The organism is Paraburkholderia sp. CNPSo 3274 (genome assembly GCF_024206475.1).
Lineage (GTDB): Bacteria > Pseudomonadota > Gammaproteobacteria > Burkholderiales > Burkholderiaceae > Paraburkholderia.
Map to the genome: position 1 here is coordinate 48690 of NZ_JAMBPR010000046.1, position 19793 is coordinate 68482.

The following is a 19793-nucleotide window of genomic DNA, read 5'->3' on the forward strand; positions in this document are numbered from 1 at the left end:
ATGCGCTCGCCACTTTGTTCGTCATCCATATCAATCTGTTCACTCTCTCAAAGAGCAATCATCATGGCATTCGTTTTCCAGCCCGAGGCGCCCGTCGCCCTTGCCGTCGCCGGCTCGACCGATCAGTTCGCCGTGCGCCGCGTGTATTGCGTGGGCCGCAACTACGCTGCGCATGCGCGCGAAATGGGCTTCGACCCGGACCGCGAGCCACCCTTCTTCTTCTGCAAGCCCGATAACGCCATTGTGCCGGTCGCCTATGGCGAAACGCTCGAACTGCCCTATCCGGCGCAAACGCAGAACTACCACTACGAGGCCGAACTCGTGGCGGTGATCGGCAAGGCAGGTTCGGACATCGCCGAGGAAGACGCGCTCTCGCACGTGTGGGGCTACGCCGTGGGCCTCGACATGACGCGCCGCGATCTGCAGATGAAGATGCGTGAAATGGGCCGCCCCTGGGAGATCGGCAAGGCATTCGACCTTTCCGCGCCGGTGGGCCCGGTGCATCCGGCAAGCGAGGCCGGCCACTTTGAGAACGCAGGCCTGTGGCTCACCGTGAACGGCGAAACGAAGCAGAAGAGCGACGTCTCGCACCTCATCTGGTCGGTGGCCGAAACGGTTTCGTATCTCTCGAAGTTCTTCCGCCTCGAACCGGGCGACGTGATCTTCACCGGCACGCCCGAAGGCGTGGGCCCCGTGAAGGCCGGCGACACCATGAAGGTGGGCGTCGAGCGCCTGGGCGAGCTGACCGTGAAGGTGGTTTGAGCCGCATCCGTTCTACAGGAAAGTCCATCGTGCAGCTCTACAGCTTCTTCAATAGCTCGACTTCATACCGCGTACGCATCGCGTTGCGGCTCAAGGGCGTCGAACATGAGTATCTCGGCGTCAACATCCGCACCGGCGAGCATCGCGCGGCGCAGTACGTCGAGCACGTCAACGCTTCGGCAGCGGTGCCCGCGATCGTCGAAGGCGACTTCCATCTCGGCCAGTCGCTCGCCATCATCGACTGGCTCGATGCGCGCTACCCCGAGCCGCGTCTGATTCCGGCAGAGCCGCAAGCGCGTGCGCGCGTGCTCGAACTGGCGTACCTGATCGGCTGCGACATGCATCCTGTCAACAATCTGCGCGTGCTCAAGTATCTGCAGGATGTGCTGGACGTGACGCCGGAGCAGAAGAGCGCCTGGTATCGGCACTGGATCGCGGAAGGCATGGCGGGCGTGGAGCGTTTGCTCGCGCAGGCCGCTGAGTCGCACGATGGACCGTGGTGCTTCGGCGCGGCGCCCACGCTCGCCGACTGCTGCCTCGTGCCGCAGATCGCCAACGCGTTGCGCATGGGCTGCGATTTGTCCGCTTACAAACGCAGCATGGCGGTCTATCGGCGCGCCTGCGGGCATTCCGCATTCGCAGCGGCCGAGCCGCAGCGTCAGCCCGATTACACCGCCTAGCGGCGCGCTGCGGGCCACAAACAAGTCATTCAGGAGACAAGACATGCATTCATCTAACACCAGGCGCAGCGCGATCGTGGTGGGCGGCGGCATCGGCGGGCTTGCCGCGGCGCTCGCGCTCGCGCGGGCCAACGTCCGCGTGCTGCTGCTCGAGCAGGCCCCGCAGATCGGCGAGATCGGCGCGGGCATCCAGCTCGGCCCCAATGCGTTTACGGCGCTCGACGCGCTCGGTGCCGGTGAAGCGGCTCGCAATCGCGCGGTGTTCACGGACTCGCTCACGCTCATGGATGCGACCAACGCGAAACCCGTTGCGCGCATCGAAACGCGCGAACGTTTTCGCGAGCGCTTTGGCAATCCGTATGGTGTGATTCATCGTGCGGACATTCATCTGTCGATTCTCGAAGCGGTGAAAGACAATCCGCTCATCCAGTTTCGCACCGACACGCAGATCAAGTCGCTCGAACAGAACGAGCAAGGCGTCACCGTGATCGACCAGCATGGCGAGCGCTACAGCGCCGACGCCGTGATCGGCTGCGACGGCGTGAAGTCCGCGGTGCGCGCGGCGCTGATCGGCGACGCGCCGCGCGTGACGGGCCACGTGGTCTACCGTGCCGTGGTCGACGTGGAGAACATGCCGAAGGATCTGCAGATCAACGCGCCCGTGGTATGGGCGGGGCCGCACTGCCACCTCGTACACTATCCGCTGCGCGGCGGCCGGCAGTACAACCTCGTCGTGACCTTCCATAGCCGTGAGCAGGAAGTCTGGGGCGTGCGCGACGGCAGCAGGGAAGAGGTCCTTTCGTACTTCGAAGGAGTCGACGCGTTGCCGCGGCAGATGCTCGACCGCCCGACTTCGTGGAAGCGCTGGGCCACGGCTGATCGCGATCCGGTCGAACAATGGAGCTTCGGGCGCGCGACAATACTCGGCGACGCCGCGCACCCGATGACGCAGTATGTGGCGCAGGGCGCCTGCCAGGCCCTCGAGGACGCGGTCACGCTGGGCGTTGCCGTCAAGGCTGCCGATGGCGATTTCGTCGAGGCGTTCAAGCGCTATGAGGCGGCGCGTATTCCGCGTACGGCGCGCGTGCTTTACTCTGCGCGTGAAATGGGGCGCATCTACCATGCGAAGGGCGTGGACCGGCTGGTGCGCAATGCGCTGTGGGTGGGGCGCAGCCAGGAGCAGTTCTATGACTCGCTGCAGTGGCTCTATGGGTGGAGTGCTGAGAATTGTCTCGATTCTGGCGCGGTCTGAGCCGCTAGTGCGTTTGAGGTTTGCCTGGGTTCTGGTCGTAGTTCCTCGCCGCTTTGGCCTTTCCTTGTGTTCGCGTCGGTATGCAGGCGTTGCCCCTGTGCGGGGCGGCACCTACTTTCTTTGCCGCGGCAAAGAAAGTAGGCAAAGAAAGCCGCTCAAACCGCTAGTGCCAGCCACGGTTCACCTCTCGCCTTTAATGGTGAATGGCTCCGGAGCGTCTGTCACCTCGCGCCTTCAAGGTTAGTGACAAGGCGCTCATCCCTCCGGCGGCGCTGCGCGCGCCGTGGGGCATAACCAAAAACCGTTGGGGCGCGTGCATTCTCGCGAATCCTGATTCCTCCCATTGGGTTTCCCTTGCAGACCCGACCGCAGCGCGCGTAGCGAGCAGCGGGATGCATGACTGCCTTGTCACTCACTTTGGTGGTGCGAGGTGACAGACGCTCCGGAGCCATTCACCATTAATGGCGCGAGGTGAACCGTGGCAGGCATTGGCGGTTTGAGCGGCTTTCTTTGCCTACTTTCTTTGCCGCGGCAAAGAAAGTAGGTGCCGCCCCGCACAGGGGCAACGCATGCATACCGACGCGAACACAAGGAAACGCGAAAACAGCCAGGAACCACAACAAAAAAAGCTAACGCGCAAAATACATATCGTGAAGCTCATCCACATTCACATCCTTAGCGCGCGCAGCAAAAGTAACCTTCCCGCCCTGCATGAGATAAACCTGATCAGCGAGCCGCAACGCCATATTGGTATTCTGCTCCACCAGCACGATAGTGCGCCCCGCCCCCTTGAGCCGATCGAGAATCGCGAACACCTCCTGCACCATCACAGGCGCAAGCCCAAGCGAAGGCTCATCGATCAGCATGAGCTGCGGCGAGGACATGAGCCCGCGGCCCAGCGCCAGCATCTGCGCCTGCCCACCGGATAGCGTGCCCGCAGGCAGCGCGCGACGCTCCTTGAGCAGCGGAAACAGCGCGTAGACCTCCTCGAGCTGCGATTTCGCCCCAGCGCGCCGCGTTTTCGCAAACGCGCCCAGCATCAGGTTCTCCTCGATCGACATGTCGCGGAAGATCATGCGCCCTTCGGGCACCATCGCAATACCGCGCTGCGCCATGTCCCAGGTGGGCACGCCCGCGAGCGGCGCGCCGTCGAAGGTGATCTGGCCGCGCTCCAGCGGCACGAGCCCCATGATCGCGCGCAGCAGCGTGGTCTTGCCCGCGCCGTTCGGACCCACGATGGTCGTGACCTCGCCGCTCGCGATATTGAGCGAAACGTCCCATAACACGTTGATCGCGCCGTAGCCGGCGCGGGCGCTGCTGACCTCAAGCATGGGCCTCCCCCGTATAGCTGCGCACCACCTCGGGATCGCGGAACACTTCGGCGGGCGGCCCATCGGCGATCAGCTTGCCGAAGTTGAGCACGCACACGCGGCGGCACAGGTTCATCACGGTTTCGATATCGTGCTCGATGATCAGGATGCCTACGTTGTATTGCTCGTGCACCGCCAGCAGCGTTTGCATGAACCGGCGCTTGGTGGCCGTCTCAAGACCCCCCAGCACTTCGTCGAGCAACAGCAGCTTCGGTCCCGTGGCGAGCGCTTTCGCGACCTCCAGCGCCTTCAGTTCGGTGAGCGCGAGTTCCGTGGCCGCGTCGCGCTGCGCCCGGCCTTCGAGTCCCAGGAACGTGAGGATTTCGTCGATGCGCGCCTCATCCACACGCCCCGTGCCGAAGCGTTGCGCGACGATCAGGTTCTCGCGCACCGTGAGTTCGTGCATGGGCTGCGGCACCTGGAACGTGCGCCCGATGCCAAGGCGCGCGCGCCGGTAAAGCGGCGCCTTCAACAGATCCACATCGCCGAAACGGATCGAACCGCTCGTAGGCCGCACGAGTCCCGAAATCGCGTTGAAAAGCGTCGTCTTACCCGCGCCGTTCGGGCCGACCAGCCCCACCACGTCACGTGTGCCGAGCGATAGCGAAACACCGTTGACCGCCGTGATGCCGCCAAAGCGGATCGAGACATCCTGCAGGCGCAGTTCCGCCGCCTGTTCAGCTTGCTGCATAGACACCTCGCCGGGTACGTTTGAAGCGCAGTGCTGTCAGACCCGCGGGGCTCACGATGATCATCGCCACGAGCAGGATGCCCAGCACGATCTGGTGCCCCGTTGGCAGCAGGCTCTTGAGCACGAGCTGATCCACCAGATAGACCGTCACCGCGCCCACCAGCGGCCCGAGTATGGTGCGATAGCCGCCGCAAATCGCGGCAATGATCGGCACGACGGCCCAGCTCGCGTTGAACGCGTAATCGGGTTCGAGAAAGTTGATGTAGTGCGCGTTGAATGCGCCTACGAGCCCTGTCATCAGCGCCGAGAGCATCAGCATGGCGAGCTTGAGCATCACGCTGTTCACGCCCACCACGCGCGTGGCGTCCTCCGATTCGTGCATCGCCCGCAGCGCGAGTCCCACATGGCTGCCGCGCAGACGCGCATAAATCGCGGCGAACACGAGCACGAGCGTGAGCACGACGAGATAGCCGCCGCTCTTGCTGCCGAAGTCGAAGCCCGCGACCTTCGGCAGCCCCGGAATGCTCGAAAGGCCGCTCGCGCCGCCCGTGAGATCGGACCATTCGGTCGCGATGATGCGGAAGATCTGCGCATAGGCGAGGATGGCGAGCGCGAAGTACGGCCCCTTCAGGCGTAGCGCGGGGGCCATGGCGAGCGAGGCGATTGCCGCCCCCACGCCGCCCGCGAGCATCGCCGGAAACACGGGCCAGCCGGCCTTGAGCGTGAGGAGTGCGGAGATATACGAGCCCACGCCGAAAAACGCCGCGTGTCCAAAGCTCACCATGCCGCCGAGATTGCCGAGCAGCGCCCACGCAAGCGCCACACCCGCGATCGTGAGCGAGGCCACCGCAAGGCTCATCAGATACAGGTTCTGCCCGAACACGAGCGGCACGCCCGCATAAAGCACGGCCAGCGCCACGGCGAGCCCAGCCACGCGCGGGCCGGACCAGGCCGTTGTGGTTTTCAATGTCGACATCGATCTCATCCCCTTCGTTTCGCCACGCCGAACAAGCCATTCGGCAGCACGTAGAGCACGAGCAGAAACAGCAGCATGCCCGCGAGTTCCTGCAACGCCGAACTGGCGAGCGTGACGGTGAGCGCCTCGGTAATGCCGAGCAGCATCGCGCCCGCCAGCACGCCCGGAATCGAGCCCACGCCCGCGAGCACCGTGATGATGAACGCCTTGACGGTGAGCGCTTCGCCAATGGAAGGCTGGATCGCGCTCGACGCGTAGATCGATACGCCCGCGCACGAAGCGAGCAGCCCCGCCACGACGAACGAGATCAGTTCGGTCTTGCGCGGGTCGATACCCATCAGGCGCGCCGCATCGCGGTTGCTGGAGATCGCGCGCACGGCGCGGCCATACCACGAACGCGAGAGCCACCACCAGAGCGCGAGCATCAGCACGACACTGATACCGAACGAGAGCACTTCGCTACGCATGGAAAGCAGGTTGCCGAGCATCACGCTGTCCTGCAGCCATGCGCTGCCGGTCGAGCGCACGTCGGCGCCCCAGCCCAGCAGCACGGCGTTGGTCAGCACGATGCCGATACCGTAGGTCAGGATCAGCGAGTTCAGCTCGCGGTCGCGTTTAATTCGGCTAACCAGGTACCACGCGGCGGCCGCCGCCGCGCATACCACGGGAATCGCCACCGGAATGGCGAACACGGGGTTGAGGCCGAGCTTCGTCTCGAACGTGTAGGCGATATAGGCGGCAAGCAGCACCAGCTCGCCGTGCGCGAGATTGATGATGCGCATCGAGCCGAACACCAGCGCGAGCCCCAGCGCGACGAGCGCATAGGCGCCGCCCACGAGCACGCCCGAATACAGCGATTGCAGCAACAGGTCCGTCATTGCGGCTCCTCCTTCGTTGCGCGCGCAATTACCACGGCAGCGCGGGGTAGTTCAGCTTGCCCGTGGCGCGCTCTTTCGGCCACACGAGCACGATGCGATTGCCCTGGATCTGCGCCATGTTGTTCAGGAACGCGGGGTTGTCGCCGTTCGGCGCGAAGCTCACCTTGCCGATCAGCGTGTCGTGCGGCTTCGCGCGCAGTTCGGCGGCAATACCGTCCTGCTTGAGCGTGCCCGCGTCGGCGGCGCGCGCCATCGCGTCGAACAGAAGCCGCGACTGCACGTAGGCGAATTCGGCCAGATAGTCGGGTTCCTTGTGATACGCAGCCTGATACGCTTGCACGAAGGCCCGTCCGTCGGCCGTGCCGAAGTCCGCGGGGTATGGCAGCATCGCGCAGCCGATCACGTTGTTGACGAGATCGGAATAGTCGGTGGTCATCTTCGGCGTGACGATGGACCACGCGCCCATCACTGCTTTCAGTTGCGGGCGCAGCACCTTGGCGGCGCGCAGAATGCCGATATAGTCGTTCTCGTAAGCGATCATCAGCAGGACTTCAGGTTTGTCCTGCAAGCGCACCTTGTTCACGAGCGGCTTGAAGTCCGTCATCGCCGGGTCGAACGCGTGTACGGTCACCGCCACGCCCTGCGCGCGCAGTTGCGTGGAGACTTCGTTGCTGAGGTCGGTGGTGGCCTGCTTCGTCGAGGCGAGAATCGAAACCGACTTCACGCCCATGGCGTTCAACTGCCCCACCACGGCCTTCGAGTAGCCCGATGCGGGCCCGATGCGGAAAAAGTGCTTGAGCCCGCGCGAGGTCATCGCGCTGTCCACGGCCCCCGAGGTGATATAGACGATGCCCGCCTTGTCTGCCGCCTCCGAAGCCGGGCTCACCGAATTGGAGCCGTAGCCGCCCGTAATGGCGAGCACGCCTTCCGAGGCGAGCTTCTCCACCGCCGAAACGGCCTTGGCGGGCTGCGCCTCGTCGTCGACCACGGTGAGCGCGACTTTGTGCTTGCCGCTGCCGTTGTTGAAGAGATCGGCGGCGAGCCGAATGCCTTCGAGCTGCGCGTTGCCTGCGCGCGCCATCGAGCCGGTGAGCGGCAACTCCACACCCACGGGCAGCGTGTCGGCAAATGCGGCGGGCGTATGGGCGAGCAGCGCGCAGGCGCTTGCGGCGCCCGCGCCGATGCGAAAGAGTCCGCGCACGAGGGCGCGGGGCTTGCTGCGAGTCGCGAAGCGGACCATCGAACCTCCAAACCTGAGTCTCGGGAATAGGAAGCGGCGCCGTTCACATGCGGCGCTCGCCCTGTTTCGTTCTTCTATGTTTTTGTTACCACGGCACGCCCGGATACACCGGTTTCGCCGTTGCGTAGTTCGCGGGCCAGACGAGCGCAAGCTTGCCGTCGCGCGCGAACTGGCCCATGTGCGCCACGTAGTTCGCGTTGTCGCCGCGAGCGTCGAACGCCACCTTGCCAATGAACGTGTCGTCGCGCTGGGTGGCGCGCAGCGTGTCGGCCAGACCGCCCTTGTCGAGCGTGCCCGCTTTCTGCGCGTCCGCGATCGCGTCGAAGAGCAGTTGCGCGTAGACGAACGACGTCTGCGACTGATAGTTCGAGCTGGTCTTGAAGAGCCGCTGGTACGTGTCGGAGAAGTCGCGCTGGTCCGCCGAGCGGTAGTCAGCCGGCGAGGAGAGCACGGTTGCGCCGTACACGTTCGGCACGAGGTCGGGGAATGACTGCGCCATCTTCGGGCTCGCGAACGCCCACGGCGCCGCAATCGCCTTGAGGTCGGGCTTGAGCACGCGCGAGGCGCGCAGAATCCCCACGTAGTCGTTCTCGTAGCCGAGCATCGCCATGGCGTCGGGCTTGTCCTGCAGCTTGACCTTGTTGATAAGCGGCTTGAAGTCGCTGATCGAGGGATCGTAGGCATGCAGGAAGGTCTTCATGCCCTGCGCCTTGAGAGCCGTGTCGAGCTGCCTGGCCAGGTCGCTCGTTGCGTCCTTCGTCGAGTAGACGATCGCCACCGACTTCACGCCCAGCGTGTTGAAGAGGCCCACCATGCCCTTCGTGTAGCCGGGCGTGTTGCTCACGCGGAAGAAGTTCTTCAGACCGCGCGTGACCATGTCATCGCTGGTGCCGCCCGACGTCACGTAGACGAGTCCGGCCTTGCTCGCGGCTTCCGACGCCGGGCCGGCGCAGTTCGAATTGGCCGCGCCCGCAATCGCGACCACATGCTGCGAGGCGAGCTGCTCAACTGCGGCAACGGCCTTGGCCGGGTTCGATTCGTCGTCGACGGCCACCAGCGTGATCTTGTCCTGCGGATGACGCCGGTTGTAGATGTCGGCCGCCACCTGAATGCCGCGGTACATTTCGGTGCCCGCCTGCGCGAGCGCGCCGGTGAGCGGTAGTTCCACGCCCACGCGCCATTCTGTGGCGTGCGCGAACGACGGCGCGAGTGCGATGGCCAGCGCCGCCGCCAGCGCACCGCGCAGGTGCGTCTGTACGGGCCGCCCGCGTTGGGGTTTGCCGATGCTCACGTGCTGCCCGCGCGTCTTGAGTCGCGTCATGTCTCCTCCTTTGCCTTTTGGGGCTTTTGTGTGCTTTGGAGTGTGCTGCGCGGTGGCCGCCTGATTCGCTCATGCGCGCCACTGGACAGGTGCCAGTGTGGTTCAGGCGCGTGAGGCCAACAATTCGTTTTCGGGAAAGCGGGCGTTCGGCTGGCTGGAAGTCGGCATTTGTCCCAATGCCTGCGCGCGTGCAGCCTGCGGATCTATCGAGAAGGGGCGAAAAAAAACCGCTGCACTGAGGCAGCGGTCATTGAGAAACGGCTCGGCGCACCGCACTCGCGATGCGCCATCAAAACGTACGGTCTACGGTGCGCTCAGGCCGGCGCGTTTTCGGTGCTCAGCTTCGACACCATGCCGGTCTTGGCGTCGTAGGCATAGCCCTGCTGCTCGAGATGGGCGCTGACCGCTTCGACGACCACTTGCTGCTGGGATTCCTTGCGCAGCAGTTCATGCTCCGGCACGACCTGGCCCAGCTCGGCGGCGAGGCGGCGGCTCAGCGAGGCTTCGCCGGCGCTGCGGGCCAGACCCACGATCGCCTTTTCGTTGGCCTGGGCCAGTTGCTGCTTCAGTCCGTTCGCGTACTCGGACCAGCGCTTGATGTTCTCGCGCGCATCGGTAATCGCGGCGGCGTGCTTGGCCGTATCGCTGGCAAGCTGGGCCTTCAGCGCCTCGACTTCTTCCGCATCGGCGGCCGCCGGCTGTGCCTCGGCTGCGCCCTCGGCGGCTTCGCTCGACGCCGCGGCCTTGACGAATTCGCCCAGTTCGGCGAGTTCGGTCGTGCGCTGCTGCGCGGCGTCGGCACGCTCCTGCGCTTCGGTCAAGCTCGCCGAGAGACGCGCGATTTCGGAGGCGTCGGCCGTGCGCTCGTCGCTCAGGCTGGCGAGCTGCTGCTGGGCATTCTGTAGTTCGGTTGCGGCGGCGTCCCGCTCGGCCTGCGCTCCGGCGACCTGCTCACGCTGGGCCGCGTGCGCTTCCTGCTCGGCCTGCAGCGCCGCGCGAATCGCTTCGAGTTCGCCTTCGAGCTTCGCAACCGCTTCCGCATGGGCGGCTTCCAGCGCTGCGCGCTCCGCTTCGTCGTTCTCGGTCGAAGCTGCCGACTCGGCCTCCTCGCCTGCCGCTGCCGCTGCCGCTGCGGCTTCGGCAGCCTGGCTCGCGTGCGCTTCGCGCTCGGCGGCCAGTTCCGCGACCGCGCGCTCCAGTTCTGCCTCGAGGGCCGAAACGCGCTCGGCCAGTTCCTCCGCGCGCTTCTCCGCTGTGTCGGCGCGCTGCATCGCGCTCGCGATGTCTTCCTCCAGACCCGACCCGGCATCGGTCTTCGTCTCGTAGGCGCGCGTCATCTTATCCAGCTGGACTTGCAGGGCGTCGAGTTCCTGGACGGTGGTCTGCAGTTCCTCGAGCGCGTTATCGCGTTCGTTGCACGCGTCCTCGACGCGCTCGCGCATCGACTGCAGACGGCGCGCCACGGCGCGCTCGGCCTCGTCCTGCGCCGACGTCCACAAGCGATCGAGCGCGTCGCGCATCGTGTCCGTCACGGTTTCTGGCAACGCAGGGCGTTCCACGACTTGCTGGACGCGCGGCGCACGCTCTTCGCGCCACTTGCGCAGCGAGGCAGCCACTGCGACCACCGAGCCGGTATGAACTTCAGACCAGATGGCCATGGGAGAAACCTTCTGGCCCTCGTCGGCCATCCGTTCCGCGATTTCAGCAACCAGGTCGTCCGTGATCGTAATGCTGCTTGACATATATGCCTCGAGAAAGTGCGAGCCCACCCCGCGTTTCTAGAGATTGTCGGGCAACCACCTCCCGGTTAATCGCTCGAAAAGCCGGGTTTAAGGGGAGGTGTTCACAGGATTGCGCTGCCTGGGGTGGGTGGCTTCAAACTGATGCCGGACCCCTGGATGACGCCGCCACGGCGTGCGCGGTGAGCGCCTGCCCGATCAAAGCGCGCCTGGTTATCCCACCTGCTTTGAAAACGCCAACGTACTGGGCCTCGCATACCCAAGCAGTGCCGACACTTCCGCCGCGCCGCGCGCGATCAGCGTCTTGAAACGCTCCATGCCCGGCACGCCGCGGCTGACCGGCGTGCCCATCACGAGCGCCGCGATCACCGCGCCCGACTCGTCGCGGATCGGCGCGGCAAAGCCCACCACGTCGGCGGAACTCTGCTCGACCGTGGCGGCCACACCGGTCTCGGCCACTTCCTTGAGGAGCGCCTTCAGCTCGCGCTTTTGCGTGCGCGTAGCAGGCGTGTGAACGCGCAATTCGGCCGTGCGGAAATACTCGGTTTGCTGCGCCTCGCTCATCGCGGCCAGCAACACGCGTCCGCCCGAGGAGGAAAAGAGTTCGCGCCGCTCGCCGATGCCCGCAATGAAGCGGATCGCGCTGCGGCTCTCCGCCGACATCACATAGACCATGGATGGCCGGTCGCTCGCGAGTTGACCGATCAGGATCGTTTCGCCCGCTTCGAGCGCCAGGCGCTCCATCACGGGGCGCGCGATCTCGGGAAAGCGCCGCTGCGCGACGATGGCCGCGCCAAGCTTGAACGCTTCTACGCCGAGCGCGTACTTGCCGCCGTCATGCGTGAGATAGTGCGCGTGCGTGAGCGCGCGCAGCAGCGCGAGGAGGCTCGTTTTCGGCGTGGCGCTCAGGTCCGCCAGTTCGGTGAGCGTGGCGCCTTGCGGATGGTCGGCGAGAATGCGCAGTACCTGCACGATGCGCGTAGTCGCCCGCGGCCCGGGCGACGCGGTGGATTCGGTGCCCGCTTCGCGGTCTTCGGGGTGGTGCGCCATGGATCGATTGACGGTTGAACGGTGCGAAAAATTATACATGTCGCCCTGCTCTCGAAAGGGATGCGAACCAGCTGCGACGCGGCAACCAGGGCGCGCTCAAACGGCCTCCTCCTGCTGACTCGCGCTCGCCACCGCGCTCGCGCCGATCGCCCCGCTCGCGCACAGCGCGTCGATGTGCGCGGTGTCGAGACCGAGCAGATCGTCGAGCAGCGTACGCGTGTGCTCGCCGAGCAAGGGCGGCGGCACGTCGTATTCCACGGGCGTTGCCGACAAGCGCAGCGGACTCGCCACGCTCGGCGACGTGCCCGCCAGCGGATGCGCAATGCGACGCACGGTTTCACGCGCACGCGCATGCTCGGAGCCGAACGCCTGCGCCACGTCGTTGATCGGCCCGCACGGCACGCCGCACGCTTCGAGCGCGTCGATCCACGCGTCACGCGTGCGCGTGCGAAACGCCTTTTCGAGCACCGGCAGCAGCAGCGCGCGATTCACGCTGCGCGCGCTGTTGGTGGCGAAGCGCGGGTCCGCCGCGAGTTCGTTCAGATCCATCGCGCCGCACAGCGACCGGAACTGGCTGTCGTTGCCGCACGCGAGAATCAGATGACCGTCGCTGGCCGCGAAGGTCTGGTACGGGACGACGTTGGGATGCGCGTTACCCAGGCGCCGGGGCACCTCGCCCGTGCAGAGGTAATTCATCGACTGGTTCGCGAGCATCGCGAGCTGGCAGTCGACCAGCGCAATGTCGATATGCTGGCCGAGGCCGCTGCGCTGCCGCTCGATCACGGCGGCGAGCACGCCCGTCGTCGCGTACATGCCGGCCATCAGGTCCGTGACCGCCACGCCGACTTTCTGAGGACCGCCGCCGGGCGTCTCGTCGGGCTCGCCCGTCACGCTCATGAGGCCGCCCATGCCCTGAATAAGGAAGTCGTAGCCGGCACGGTGCGCGAGCGGCCCGCTCTGCCCGAAGCCCGTGACCGAGCAGTAGATGAGCGCGGGATTGAGCGCCGCGAGGCTCTCATAGTCGAGCCCGTACTTCTTCAGGCCACCCACCTTGAAGTTCTCCACCAGCACGTCGCACTGGCGCGCAAGTTCGCGGATCAGCGCGGCGCCTTCGGGCGCGGCGATGTCCACCGCCATCGAAAGCTTGCCGCGGTTCGCGCATTGGTAATACGCGCTTTCCACGGTGTCGCGGCCAGCTTCGTCGCGCAGGTAGGGCGGCCCCCACGAACGCGTTTCGTCACCGTTGCCGGGCCGTTCGATCTTGATCACCTGCGCGCCGAGATCGGCAAGATTTTGTGTGCACCACGGCCCTGCCAGCACGCGGGAAAGATCGAGCACCCGCATGCCTTCCAGCGGCCGGCCGCGCTGGCCGCCCTGTTGCTGTGCTTGTTGTCGTACCTGCGTTGTCGTCGACTGCGATGCCGATGCTTCTCTCGTTTGCTGCTGCATGTGAAATGACCTCTGCCGGGATTGCGGAACTACACGTTCGAGCGCTGCGCGTGCGCCATGCTCATTCGAGCGGCTTGCCCGCCGTTTCGGGCATGCGCCAGTAAGCGAAAAGACTCACGGCCGCGCCCGCGCACACGTAGGCGAGAAACCAGCCTTCGCGCTGCTGCGATTGCAGCCACGTCATGAGATACGGTGTCGTGCCGCCGAGCAGGGCGACCACGAGGTTGTACGCCGCGCCAATGCCGATGCCGCGCACCGCGGTCGAGAACAGCTCGGCCATGACCGCTGGCGCGATAGCCGAATAAAGACCATAAGTCAGCAAGCCGAAGCATTCGACGAGCAGCATCGACGTCACGCTCGGCCCGATCGAGCGCACCACCGGATAGAGGAACACGAGATAGGCCGCCGCAAACACCATCAATTGCGGACGCCGCCCGAAACGATCCGACAACGCGCCGAAAAACGGCTGCGCGATCATGAAGATGGCAATGCTCAGCGTGCTGGCCAGAAATGCGTCCGCTGGGGTCGCGCCCGCGTGGCGGATCGCGTAGATCGGCATGAAGCTGATGAAGAGATAGAAGCTGAACGCACCCAGCACGCTGATGCCCACGAGGCGCAGCACGGCCGTGCGATGTTGCGTCCACGTCCACCACAGCGAGCGGCGCTCGATACGCCCCGAACGGCGCAGTTGCTCGAACGCATGCGTTTCGCCCACGTTGCGGCGCATCCAGAAGCCCGCGAGCGAGCCACATCCGCCAATGAAGAAGGGAATGCGCCAGCCCCACGCCACGAGCGCTTCCTTCGGCATCACGTTCGTCATCACGCTGGCAAGCGCGGAAGCGAGCAGCAGGCCCGCCGCGATACTGAAGAACAGGAAGCTGCCATACAGCCCGCGACGCTTCGCAGGCGCGGATTCCGCGAGGAAGGTGGTGGCCGCGCCGTACTCGCCGCCGACCGAGAGGCCCTGCACCATGCGCAGCACCGTCAAGAGTATGGGCGCGAGCACGCCGATCGTCGTGTAGGTGGGCAGTACGGAAATCAGCAGCGAGGAACCCGCCATCATCATGATGGTGAGCGTGAGCGCGGCGCGCCGTCCAAAGCGATCGGAGAAGCCGCCGATCACCCAGCCGCCCAGCGGCCGCATGAAGAAGCCCACGGCGAACACGGCAAAGGTCGCGAGCAGCGAGGCGGTGTCGTTCTCGGCGGGAAAGAACTGCTTGCTGAAGTAGATCGCAAAGGTCGTATACACCGACCAGTCGAACCACTCCACCACGTTGCCGACACTGCCTGCAAATATGACGCTGGCCGTGCGTCGCGGCGCCGCTTCGGCCGCCGCGCCTGCCTGCGCGATCTCGGGGTTGGCGTTCATCCAGCTTGTCTCCTTGATTCCTGTTTTCAGGTTTATTCGAATTGCTCTGGCTGCCGGGCCGGCGGAGCCGGTCTCGGGTTCCGAATGTAGCATCGGATTCTGAATACCGAACGAGGCGCGTGCCTGGCGTATACCCTCAAAGCGTTAAAATCTCGCCCAATTGTTCTTTATAAACATAATCTTACCAACACACTCCGGGTGGATTGGCCTGTTCCGATATTCGAACCGTGTTGCCGATATCGAAACTCGATTCTAGAATCGGAACACGATACCGGCGCAGCGCGCCATCCAACACTGGAGGAAGACAGGCATGACGACACACGAAGACGCCCAACTACTCGGACGCGGTTTCTACTGGCAGGAGCTGCAAGCGGGTCAGCGCTTTCGCACGTTCCGGCGCACGGTCACGGAAACCGACCTGGTCAATTTCATTTCGGCAACCGGCATGCTGGAGGCGATCTTCATCGACGCGCATTTCGAACACGGCGCCATGAGCGGCCGCCCCGTGCCGGGCGCGCTCACGAGCGGCCTGATCGAAGGCTTGCTGTTCCAGACCATGGTGCAAGGCACCGGGCTCGCCATGCTCGAGTTCTCGATGAAGGCGCACGCGCCGGTGCTCGTCAACGACACGATCTACGGCGTGGTGGAAGTCGCGGAAGTGAAGCCCACCTCAAAGCACAATCGCGCCGTGGTCACGAGCCGCGTGGAAGTGCTCAATCAGCGCGACGAACTCGTGCTCTCGTACACGGTCAAGCGCATGCTCGCCGGCCGCCCAGAATGAGCGCGCAAGCGCCTGATGACTTCGCACTGCCAGGAACTGCACTGTAAAGCGCAGCACGCTATGACCGACCCTTTCACACTCCGAACGATTCCCCCCGAAGACGAGGCGTTGCGCGCGCCGGTGCGCGCATTTCTCACTGAGGCGCTCAAAGGCGTGCCGCCCGCCGTGCGCGCGCGTTCGTGGCTCGGCTTCGACGCCGACTTTAGCCGCCAGCTCGCGGCGCAAGGATGGCTGGGCCTCACGCTGCCGCGGGAGTACGGCGGCGGCGGGCGCAGCCCGTTCGCGCGCTTCGTGCTCGTGGAAGAACTGCTTGCGGCCGGCGCACCGGTTTCGGCCCACTGGATCGCCGACCGCCAGAGCGGCCCGCTCATCGCACGCTACGGCACCGACGAACAGAAGACGTTCTATTTGCCGCGCATTTGCCTCGCCGAAGCGTTTTTCTGCATCGGGATGAGTGAGCCCAGCGCGGGCTCCGACCTCGCAAGCGTGCGCACGCGCGCCGAGCGCACCGCCAACGGCTGGCGCCTCTCGGGCCGCAAGATCTGGACGACCAACGCGCCGCACTCGCATTTCATGATCGCGCTCGTGCGCACCTCGGGCGCGCCCGAGGACCGGCATCGCGGGCTCTCGCAACTGATCGTCGACCTGTCGCTGCCGGGCGTGCATGTCGCGCCGATCCGCGACCTCACCGGCGACGCGCACTTCTCGGAGGTCACCTTCGACGATGTCGAATTGCCCGAGAACGCACTGATCGGCACTGAAGGCGCGGGCTGGGAACAGGTCACCGCAGAACTGGCGTTCGAGCGCAGCGGCCCCGAGCGCATTTATTCGAGCATCGTGCTGCTCGAGGAATGGGCGCATACGTTACGCGAAGCCGCGCGCACGACACACGCGCCGGTTGGCGAAAGCGAGCGCCGCACGCTCGGCGCGTTCGTGACCGAACTCGCCACCTTGCGGGCAATGTCCGTGGCCGTCACGGGAGCGCTTGCCGACGGGGCAAGCCCCGCCACGCAGGCCGCGCTCGTGAAGGACCTCGGCACCAGCTTCGAGCAGAGCGTGCCCACGCTGATCGGCGACGCGCTCGGCGCGCATCCGCGGCAATCCGTGGCACGCGAGCTAGCCGATACGCTCGACTATGTGACGAAGATCGCGCCGTCGTACTCGCTGCGCGGCGGCACGCGCGAGATTCTGCGCGGCATGATCGCGCGCGGCCTCGGGCTGCGCTAAACGAACGACGAACATGGAGAAAAACACCATGGATGAAATGCTGACCGAATCGGCGCATCACGTGCTCGCGCGTCACTGCACGCCGCAATTCGTGCGCACCGTGGAAGCGGCGCGCGACCGCAACGCGGGACGCGCGCTGTGGGATCAGCTCGATGCGCTCGGCTTTCTCGACGCGCTCGTGCCTGAGGAAAAAGGCGGCTCGGGTATGCGCCTCGCCGCCACGGCGGGCGCGCTGTTCGAATTCGGCGCGCACGCGCTGCCGCTGCCCGCCGCGCACACCATGATCGCGCGCGAGCTGCTCGCACACGCGGGCGTGGAAGCGCCGCGCGGTCCCATCGCCATCGCGCTTGGCAATGCCTCGCGGCACGGCGCGGCATTCGTGCCCTACGGTCTCGTCGCCGACACGCTCATCGTCGAAACCGCCGACGGTGCGAGCCTCGTCCCGCTCGCCAGCGCCGAACTGCGCGCGCACGGCGACAGCCTCGACGCCACGCTCACTTACCCCGCGCATGCGGCGCGCGCGCTGCCCACAACCGTGCGTGGCGTGGGCGAGCTGGGCGCGCTCGCCACGGCCGCAACAATGGCGGGCGGCATGCAGCGCGTGTTCGACATGACGCTCGACTACGTGAACGACCGCCAGCAGTTTGGCCGCTCACTCGGCAAGTTCCAGGCCGTGCAGCAGCAGTTGAGCGTCATGGCCGAGCACGTGGCCGCCACACGCGTGGCGGCGCAGCTCGGCTGCGCGGGACACCACACTTCGGAACAGCGCATCGCGGCGGCCATTGCCAAGGCGCGCGCGAGCCGCGCCGCGCCGCTAGTGGCGAACGGCGCACACGCGCTAGTGGGTGCGATGGGCATCACCGCCGAGTTCGACCTGCAGCTCTACACGAGACGGTTGCACGCACAACGGCTTCAATATGGATCGGAGTCGTTCTGGGACGATGTGGTCGGCACGCACGCCATCGATCATTGGAGCAACGTCGCCGCGGGAGTCATCGGCATTTACGATGCGCTCGACGAGGCCGCGGCGGTCGGAACGTAATCGCGCGCCACGCGGGCATCACGCCGTGCCAACGCGCTCGAGGACCGGTTCTGTTGCAGTAAGCGTGTCGATGCGAAAAATGTCGATATGATCAGTATTGTTTACGACACAAGAGAGTAAAACTGCTGGGAAGCAGACCTTGGCCAGGCCCGGCGCGAGTGTGGTTCGCGGTGTCTTCGTCTTCTTCATCGCACAGCTCAAAAACTAATCTAGAGGATTTCCGCCGGTCCCGGGACCGAGAAGTCCGTGATCAGTGACCTGCTAAACCTTGTCAAACCGGTGATCGCAGCTCTACGCTATCCCCCACGCGGAGCCGCTTCCCGCCGGGCGAATCCAGCGAAACGCGTTGCTTGACGTAGGTTCCGTCGGCCTGCAGGCATGCCGAGTAGCTGATGACCGTCATCCAGTCATAGACCCTTCCGTCCTGGGCCAGCGCAACGATACGCTCTACCATTCCACGCGGCAAACGCGCAGTCTGCTGGAGTGCACCGTAGTAACGGCACTTGCAGTCCGCTGACCGAAGCACGACGAAGCCGCCGACTTCATTCGTAGCTGGGACGTTTTCAACCGTTGCGTTCGTCGACGAATCGCCGGCTGCATGCGAACTCGCTGCGAACAAAACCAGCAGCGCGGCAAACCACTTCTTCATTTGAGACTCCTCTGCGTTAAGACCAGGGATAGCGCCCGCTTTTACGCCGACGGCATCGGTGGCGCGAAAAAACAGCGCAACCGTTGTTTGCTCCTCGCCCGATACCGATCAGTGCATCAGAGCTCGTAATTTAAACAGGACCCAGCCATGGCACGACTACTCGGGGATCCACTATCAAACTGGGCAAATGCCGCATCAGGTGCAGGTTGCAGTGTAACGAAGGCGAGTCGTCATTCGACGCGCGCAATTCTGAGTTGCCATTTCGCGAACATGCAACTCGCGCGCCTGGCGAATCGCCGACGCGTAGAGAGCCCAAGCAATTCCCGCATATCGCCCTTCTTAACGCGGCCATGCATTCGCCGCGCACTTGCAAATCGCGTGCGGATAGCCGTCTCGCGACGTTGCAAGCACAGAAACAATGTATTGACGAAAGCTAATCGAGATTAATCGATAAGAGAATGACGGACTTCAACGGCACCGGTGCCCGGAATTCAAGACCGCGCCTGGTCGTTGTTTCGCTAACCTCGCGTCTGCTGTCTGTCCCAGGCGCTCGATATTGGAAGCTTCATCATGGCTAAAGTGTTCATGCCTGTTTTCACGGTCGTGTCAGTCATCGCTTTGCCCACGGGCGCGGCCGCTCAGGAAAACAGTCCTCTCACGCGTGAGCTGCTAGTGCACGAAGAAGTCATCCGACTGCAGCAGGCTGGCTACGACGGCACCCGCGGTGAAGCGCCCTATCCGGCGAACATCCACGCGGCGCTAACGAGCGTGGCGGCTCGACAACAAGCGTTCAGTGGCTACGGTAGCGCGAAATTGGGCTTCGCAACTCCGGCGGCAACGATTCCGGCTCAGTTGGCCTCGTATCGTTCGATCTACAGCGAAAGTTGATTGGGCATCGAGGTACGCAAGTCGCAGACCTGTCCGGCTTGACCATAGGAAGGCCGGCGTACCACCTGCGCACGCGTGGCCGGGCAAAACGCGGAGGTTCCTCAAGATCATCCGCAGGTTGTGATCGATTTTTGACGGCAAACTCGTACGGCATGTGGCGTTGCCCTTCGTCAGACAGTGCATGCACGGCTCACGGCTTGTTGTCGTCATTCGGCTTATGCGACCGAGCCTTCCATCAGGCGCCGATGGTGACGGGCGCCGCTTCATCGAATAGGAGAAAGCTTGTGAGGGTGAGGATAGCTGTGGCTGCCCTGATCGCGGCGACAGCGGCATGCCTGGGCAGCACCGCGCAAGCGCATGCGAGGGTCGGGGTTTTATTGGGTGTCCCACCCCCGCTCTTCGTCGCGCCGCCCCCGGTCTTCTACGCTG

19 protein-coding genes are annotated in these 19793 nt (G+C 64.8%); 7 read left to right on the plus strand and 12 right to left on the minus strand.

Annotated features, from left to right (window positions below):
• Positions 1 to 63: 63 nt before the first annotated feature.
• Genes M3I54_RS27805 through M3I54_RS27815 form a run of 3 tightly spaced genes read left to right on the plus strand, consistent with a single transcriptional unit; the run spans position 64 to position 2694 of the window.
• A complete protein-coding gene (locus tag M3I54_RS27805; protein WP_254341871.1) occupies positions 64 to 762 on the plus strand; it encodes a fumarylacetoacetate hydrolase family protein in 699 nt (232 codons plus the stop codon).
• A gap of 29 nt (positions 763 to 791) precedes the next feature.
• Positions 792 to 1442, plus strand: coding sequence for a maleylacetoacetate isomerase (maiA, locus tag M3I54_RS27810; protein WP_254341872.1), 651 nt, complete (start codon positions 792 to 794; stop codon positions 1440 to 1442).
• A 43-nt stretch (positions 1443 to 1485) separates the two neighbouring features.
• Positions 1486 to 2694, plus strand: coding sequence for a 3-hydroxybenzoate 6-monooxygenase (locus M3I54_RS27815; RefSeq protein WP_254341873.1), 1209 nt, complete (start codon positions 1486 to 1488; stop codon positions 2692 to 2694).
• Positions 2695 to 3323: 629 nt separating this feature from the next.
• Here the strand turns inward: M3I54_RS27815 and M3I54_RS27820 are convergent.
• From M3I54_RS27820 to M3I54_RS27865, 10 genes are all read right to left on the minus strand, one after another.
• Positions 3324 to 4025 (minus strand): ABC transporter ATP-binding protein, encoded by a 702-nt coding sequence (locus tag M3I54_RS27820; protein WP_254341874.1) that lies wholly within the window; start codon positions 4023 to 4025, stop codon positions 3324 to 3326.
• Complete coding sequence (locus M3I54_RS27825; protein WP_254341875.1) at positions 4018 to 4755, minus strand: ABC transporter ATP-binding protein; 738 nt, start codon at positions 4753 to 4755, stop codon at positions 4018 to 4020. The genes M3I54_RS27820 and M3I54_RS27825 overlap by 8 nt, the downstream gene beginning before the upstream one ends.
• Complete coding sequence (locus M3I54_RS27830) at positions 4742 to 5731, minus strand: branched-chain amino acid ABC transporter permease (RefSeq protein WP_254341876.1); 990 nt, start codon at positions 5729 to 5731, stop codon at positions 4742 to 4744. The genes M3I54_RS27825 and M3I54_RS27830 overlap by 14 nt, the downstream gene beginning before the upstream one ends.
• A 5-nt stretch (positions 5732 to 5736) precedes the next feature.
• Positions 5737 to 6609: a branched-chain amino acid ABC transporter permease gene (locus M3I54_RS27835; RefSeq protein ID WP_069266856.1), complete on the minus strand. Its 873-nt coding sequence runs from the start codon at positions 6607 to 6609 to the stop codon at positions 5737 to 5739.
• A gap of 28 nt (positions 6610 to 6637) precedes the next feature.
• A complete protein-coding gene (locus M3I54_RS27840; RefSeq protein WP_254341877.1) occupies positions 6638 to 7849 on the minus strand; it encodes an ABC transporter substrate-binding protein in 1212 nt (403 codons plus the stop codon).
• Positions 7850 to 7934: 85 nt separating this feature from the next.
• Entirely contained in the window at positions 7935 to 9170 is a 1236-nt protein-coding gene (locus tag M3I54_RS27845) for an ABC transporter substrate-binding protein (protein WP_254341878.1), read from the minus strand.
• A gap of 314 nt (positions 9171 to 9484) precedes the next feature.
• Positions 9485 to 10912 (minus strand): DNA-binding protein, encoded by a 1428-nt coding sequence (locus M3I54_RS27850; RefSeq protein WP_254341879.1) that lies wholly within the window; start codon positions 10910 to 10912, stop codon positions 9485 to 9487.
• 210 nt (positions 10913 to 11122) lie between these two features.
• Entirely contained in the window at positions 11123 to 11998 is an 876-nt protein-coding gene (locus M3I54_RS27855; RefSeq protein WP_254341880.1) for an IclR family transcriptional regulator, read from the minus strand.
• 57 nt (positions 11999 to 12055) lie between these two features.
• Positions 12056 to 13303, minus strand: a complete 1248-nt coding sequence (locus tag M3I54_RS27860) for a CaiB/BaiF CoA-transferase family protein (protein WP_254341893.1) — start codon at positions 13301 to 13303, stop codon at positions 12056 to 12058.
• Positions 13304 to 13469: 166 nt separating this feature from the next.
• Positions 13470 to 14777, minus strand: coding sequence for an MFS transporter (locus M3I54_RS27865; RefSeq protein WP_254341881.1), 1308 nt, complete (start codon positions 14775 to 14777; stop codon positions 13470 to 13472).
• Between the two features lie 310 nt (positions 14778 to 15087).
• Here M3I54_RS27865 and M3I54_RS27870 point away from each other — a divergent pair, with 310 nt between their 5' ends.
• Genes M3I54_RS27870 through M3I54_RS27880 form a run of 3 tightly spaced genes read left to right on the plus strand, consistent with a single transcriptional unit; the run spans position 15088 to position 17827 of the window.
• Complete coding sequence (locus tag M3I54_RS27870) at positions 15088 to 15558, plus strand: MaoC family dehydratase (RefSeq protein WP_254341882.1); 471 nt, start codon at positions 15088 to 15090, stop codon at positions 15556 to 15558.
• Positions 15559 to 15618: 60 nt separating this feature from the next.
• The gene (locus M3I54_RS27875) at positions 15619 to 16785 is read left to right on the plus strand and encodes an acyl-CoA dehydrogenase family protein (RefSeq protein WP_254341883.1); all 1167 of its coding nucleotides are present in this window, start codon (positions 15619 to 15621) and stop codon (positions 16783 to 16785) included.
• Between the two features lie 13 nt (positions 16786 to 16798).
• Entirely contained in the window at positions 16799 to 17827 is a 1029-nt protein-coding gene (locus M3I54_RS27880; protein ID WP_254341884.1) for an acyl-CoA dehydrogenase family protein, read from the plus strand.
• Between the two features lie 18 nt (positions 17828 to 17845).
• On the opposite strand, the gene M3I54_RS27885 is transcribed toward M3I54_RS27880, so the two are convergent.
• On the minus strand, positions 17846 to 18016 hold the full coding sequence (locus M3I54_RS27885) for a hypothetical protein (RefSeq protein ID WP_254341885.1): 171 nt from the start codon (positions 18014 to 18016) through the stop codon (positions 17846 to 17848).
• 82 nt (positions 18017 to 18098) lie between these two features.
• A complete protein-coding gene (locus tag M3I54_RS27890; protein WP_254341886.1) occupies positions 18099 to 18476 on the minus strand; it encodes a hypothetical protein in 378 nt (125 codons plus the stop codon).
• A 570-nt stretch (positions 18477 to 19046) separates the two neighbouring features.
• On the opposite strand from M3I54_RS27890, the gene M3I54_RS27895 reads away from it, so the two are divergent.
• The gene (locus M3I54_RS27895; protein ID WP_254341887.1) at positions 19047 to 19364 is read left to right on the plus strand and encodes a hypothetical protein; all 318 of its coding nucleotides are present in this window, start codon (positions 19047 to 19049) and stop codon (positions 19362 to 19364) included.
• Positions 19365 to 19793 lie beyond the last annotated feature (429 nt).

What these genes read in the sequence shown, in the direction of transcription:
- M3I54_RS27820 (WP_254341874.1), bottom strand. Translation starts at nt 4,025, where the DNA reads ATGCTTGAGGTCAGCAGCGCCCGCGCCGGCTACGGCGCGATCAACGTG.
- M3I54_RS27835 (WP_069266856.1), bottom strand. Translation starts at nt 6,609, where the DNA reads ATGACGGACCTGTTGCTGCAATCGCTGTATTCGGGCGTGCTCGTGGGC.
- M3I54_RS27860 (WP_254341893.1), bottom strand. Translation starts at nt 13,303, where the DNA reads ATGCGGGTGCTCGATCTTTCCCGCGTGCTGGCAGGGCCGTGGTGCACA.
- M3I54_RS27875 (WP_254341883.1), top strand. Translation starts at nt 15,619, where the DNA reads ATGACCGACCCTTTCACACTCCGAACGATTCCCCCCGAAGACGAGGCG.
- M3I54_RS27850 (WP_254341879.1), bottom strand. Translation starts at nt 10,912, where the DNA reads ATGTCAAGCAGCATTACGATCACGGACGACCTGGTTGCTGAAATCGCG.
- M3I54_RS27815 (WP_254341873.1), top strand. Translation starts at nt 1,486, where the DNA reads ATGCATTCATCTAACACCAGGCGCAGCGCGATCGTGGTGGGCGGCGGC.
- M3I54_RS27890 (WP_254341886.1), bottom strand. Translation starts at nt 18,476, where the DNA reads ATGAAGAAGTGGTTTGCCGCGCTGCTGGTTTTGTTCGCAGCGAGTTCG.
- M3I54_RS27840 (WP_254341877.1), bottom strand. Translation starts at nt 7,849, where the DNA reads ATGGTCCGCTTCGCGACTCGCAGCAAGCCCCGCGCCCTCGTGCGCGGA.
- M3I54_RS27855 (WP_254341880.1), bottom strand. Translation starts at nt 11,998, where the DNA reads ATGTATAATTTTTCGCACCGTTCAACCGTCAATCGATCCATGGCGCAC.
- M3I54_RS27865 (WP_254341881.1), bottom strand. Translation starts at nt 14,777, where the DNA reads ATGAACGCCAACCCCGAGATCGCGCAGGCAGGCGCGGCGGCCGAAGCG.
- M3I54_RS27825 (WP_254341875.1), bottom strand. Translation starts at nt 4,755, where the DNA reads ATGCAGCAAGCTGAACAGGCGGCGGAACTGCGCCTGCAGGATGTCTCG.
- M3I54_RS27805 (WP_254341871.1), top strand. Translation starts at nt 64, where the DNA reads ATGGCATTCGTTTTCCAGCCCGAGGCGCCCGTCGCCCTTGCCGTCGCC.
- M3I54_RS27845 (WP_254341878.1), bottom strand. Translation starts at nt 9,170, where the DNA reads ATGACGCGACTCAAGACGCGCGGGCAGCACGTGAGCATCGGCAAACCC.
- M3I54_RS27830 (WP_254341876.1), bottom strand. Translation starts at nt 5,731, where the DNA reads ATGTCGACATTGAAAACCACAACGGCCTGGTCCGGCCCGCGCGTGGCT.
- M3I54_RS27885 (WP_254341885.1), bottom strand. Translation starts at nt 18,016, where the DNA reads ATGAAGAAGACGAAGACACCGCGAACCACACTCGCGCCGGGCCTGGCC.
- M3I54_RS27895 (WP_254341887.1), top strand. Translation starts at nt 19,047, where the DNA reads ATGGCTAAAGTGTTCATGCCTGTTTTCACGGTCGTGTCAGTCATCGCT.
- M3I54_RS27880 (WP_254341884.1), top strand. Translation starts at nt 16,799, where the DNA reads ATGGAGAAAAACACCATGGATGAAATGCTGACCGAATCGGCGCATCAC.
- M3I54_RS27870 (WP_254341882.1), top strand. Translation starts at nt 15,088, where the DNA reads ATGACGACACACGAAGACGCCCAACTACTCGGACGCGGTTTCTACTGG.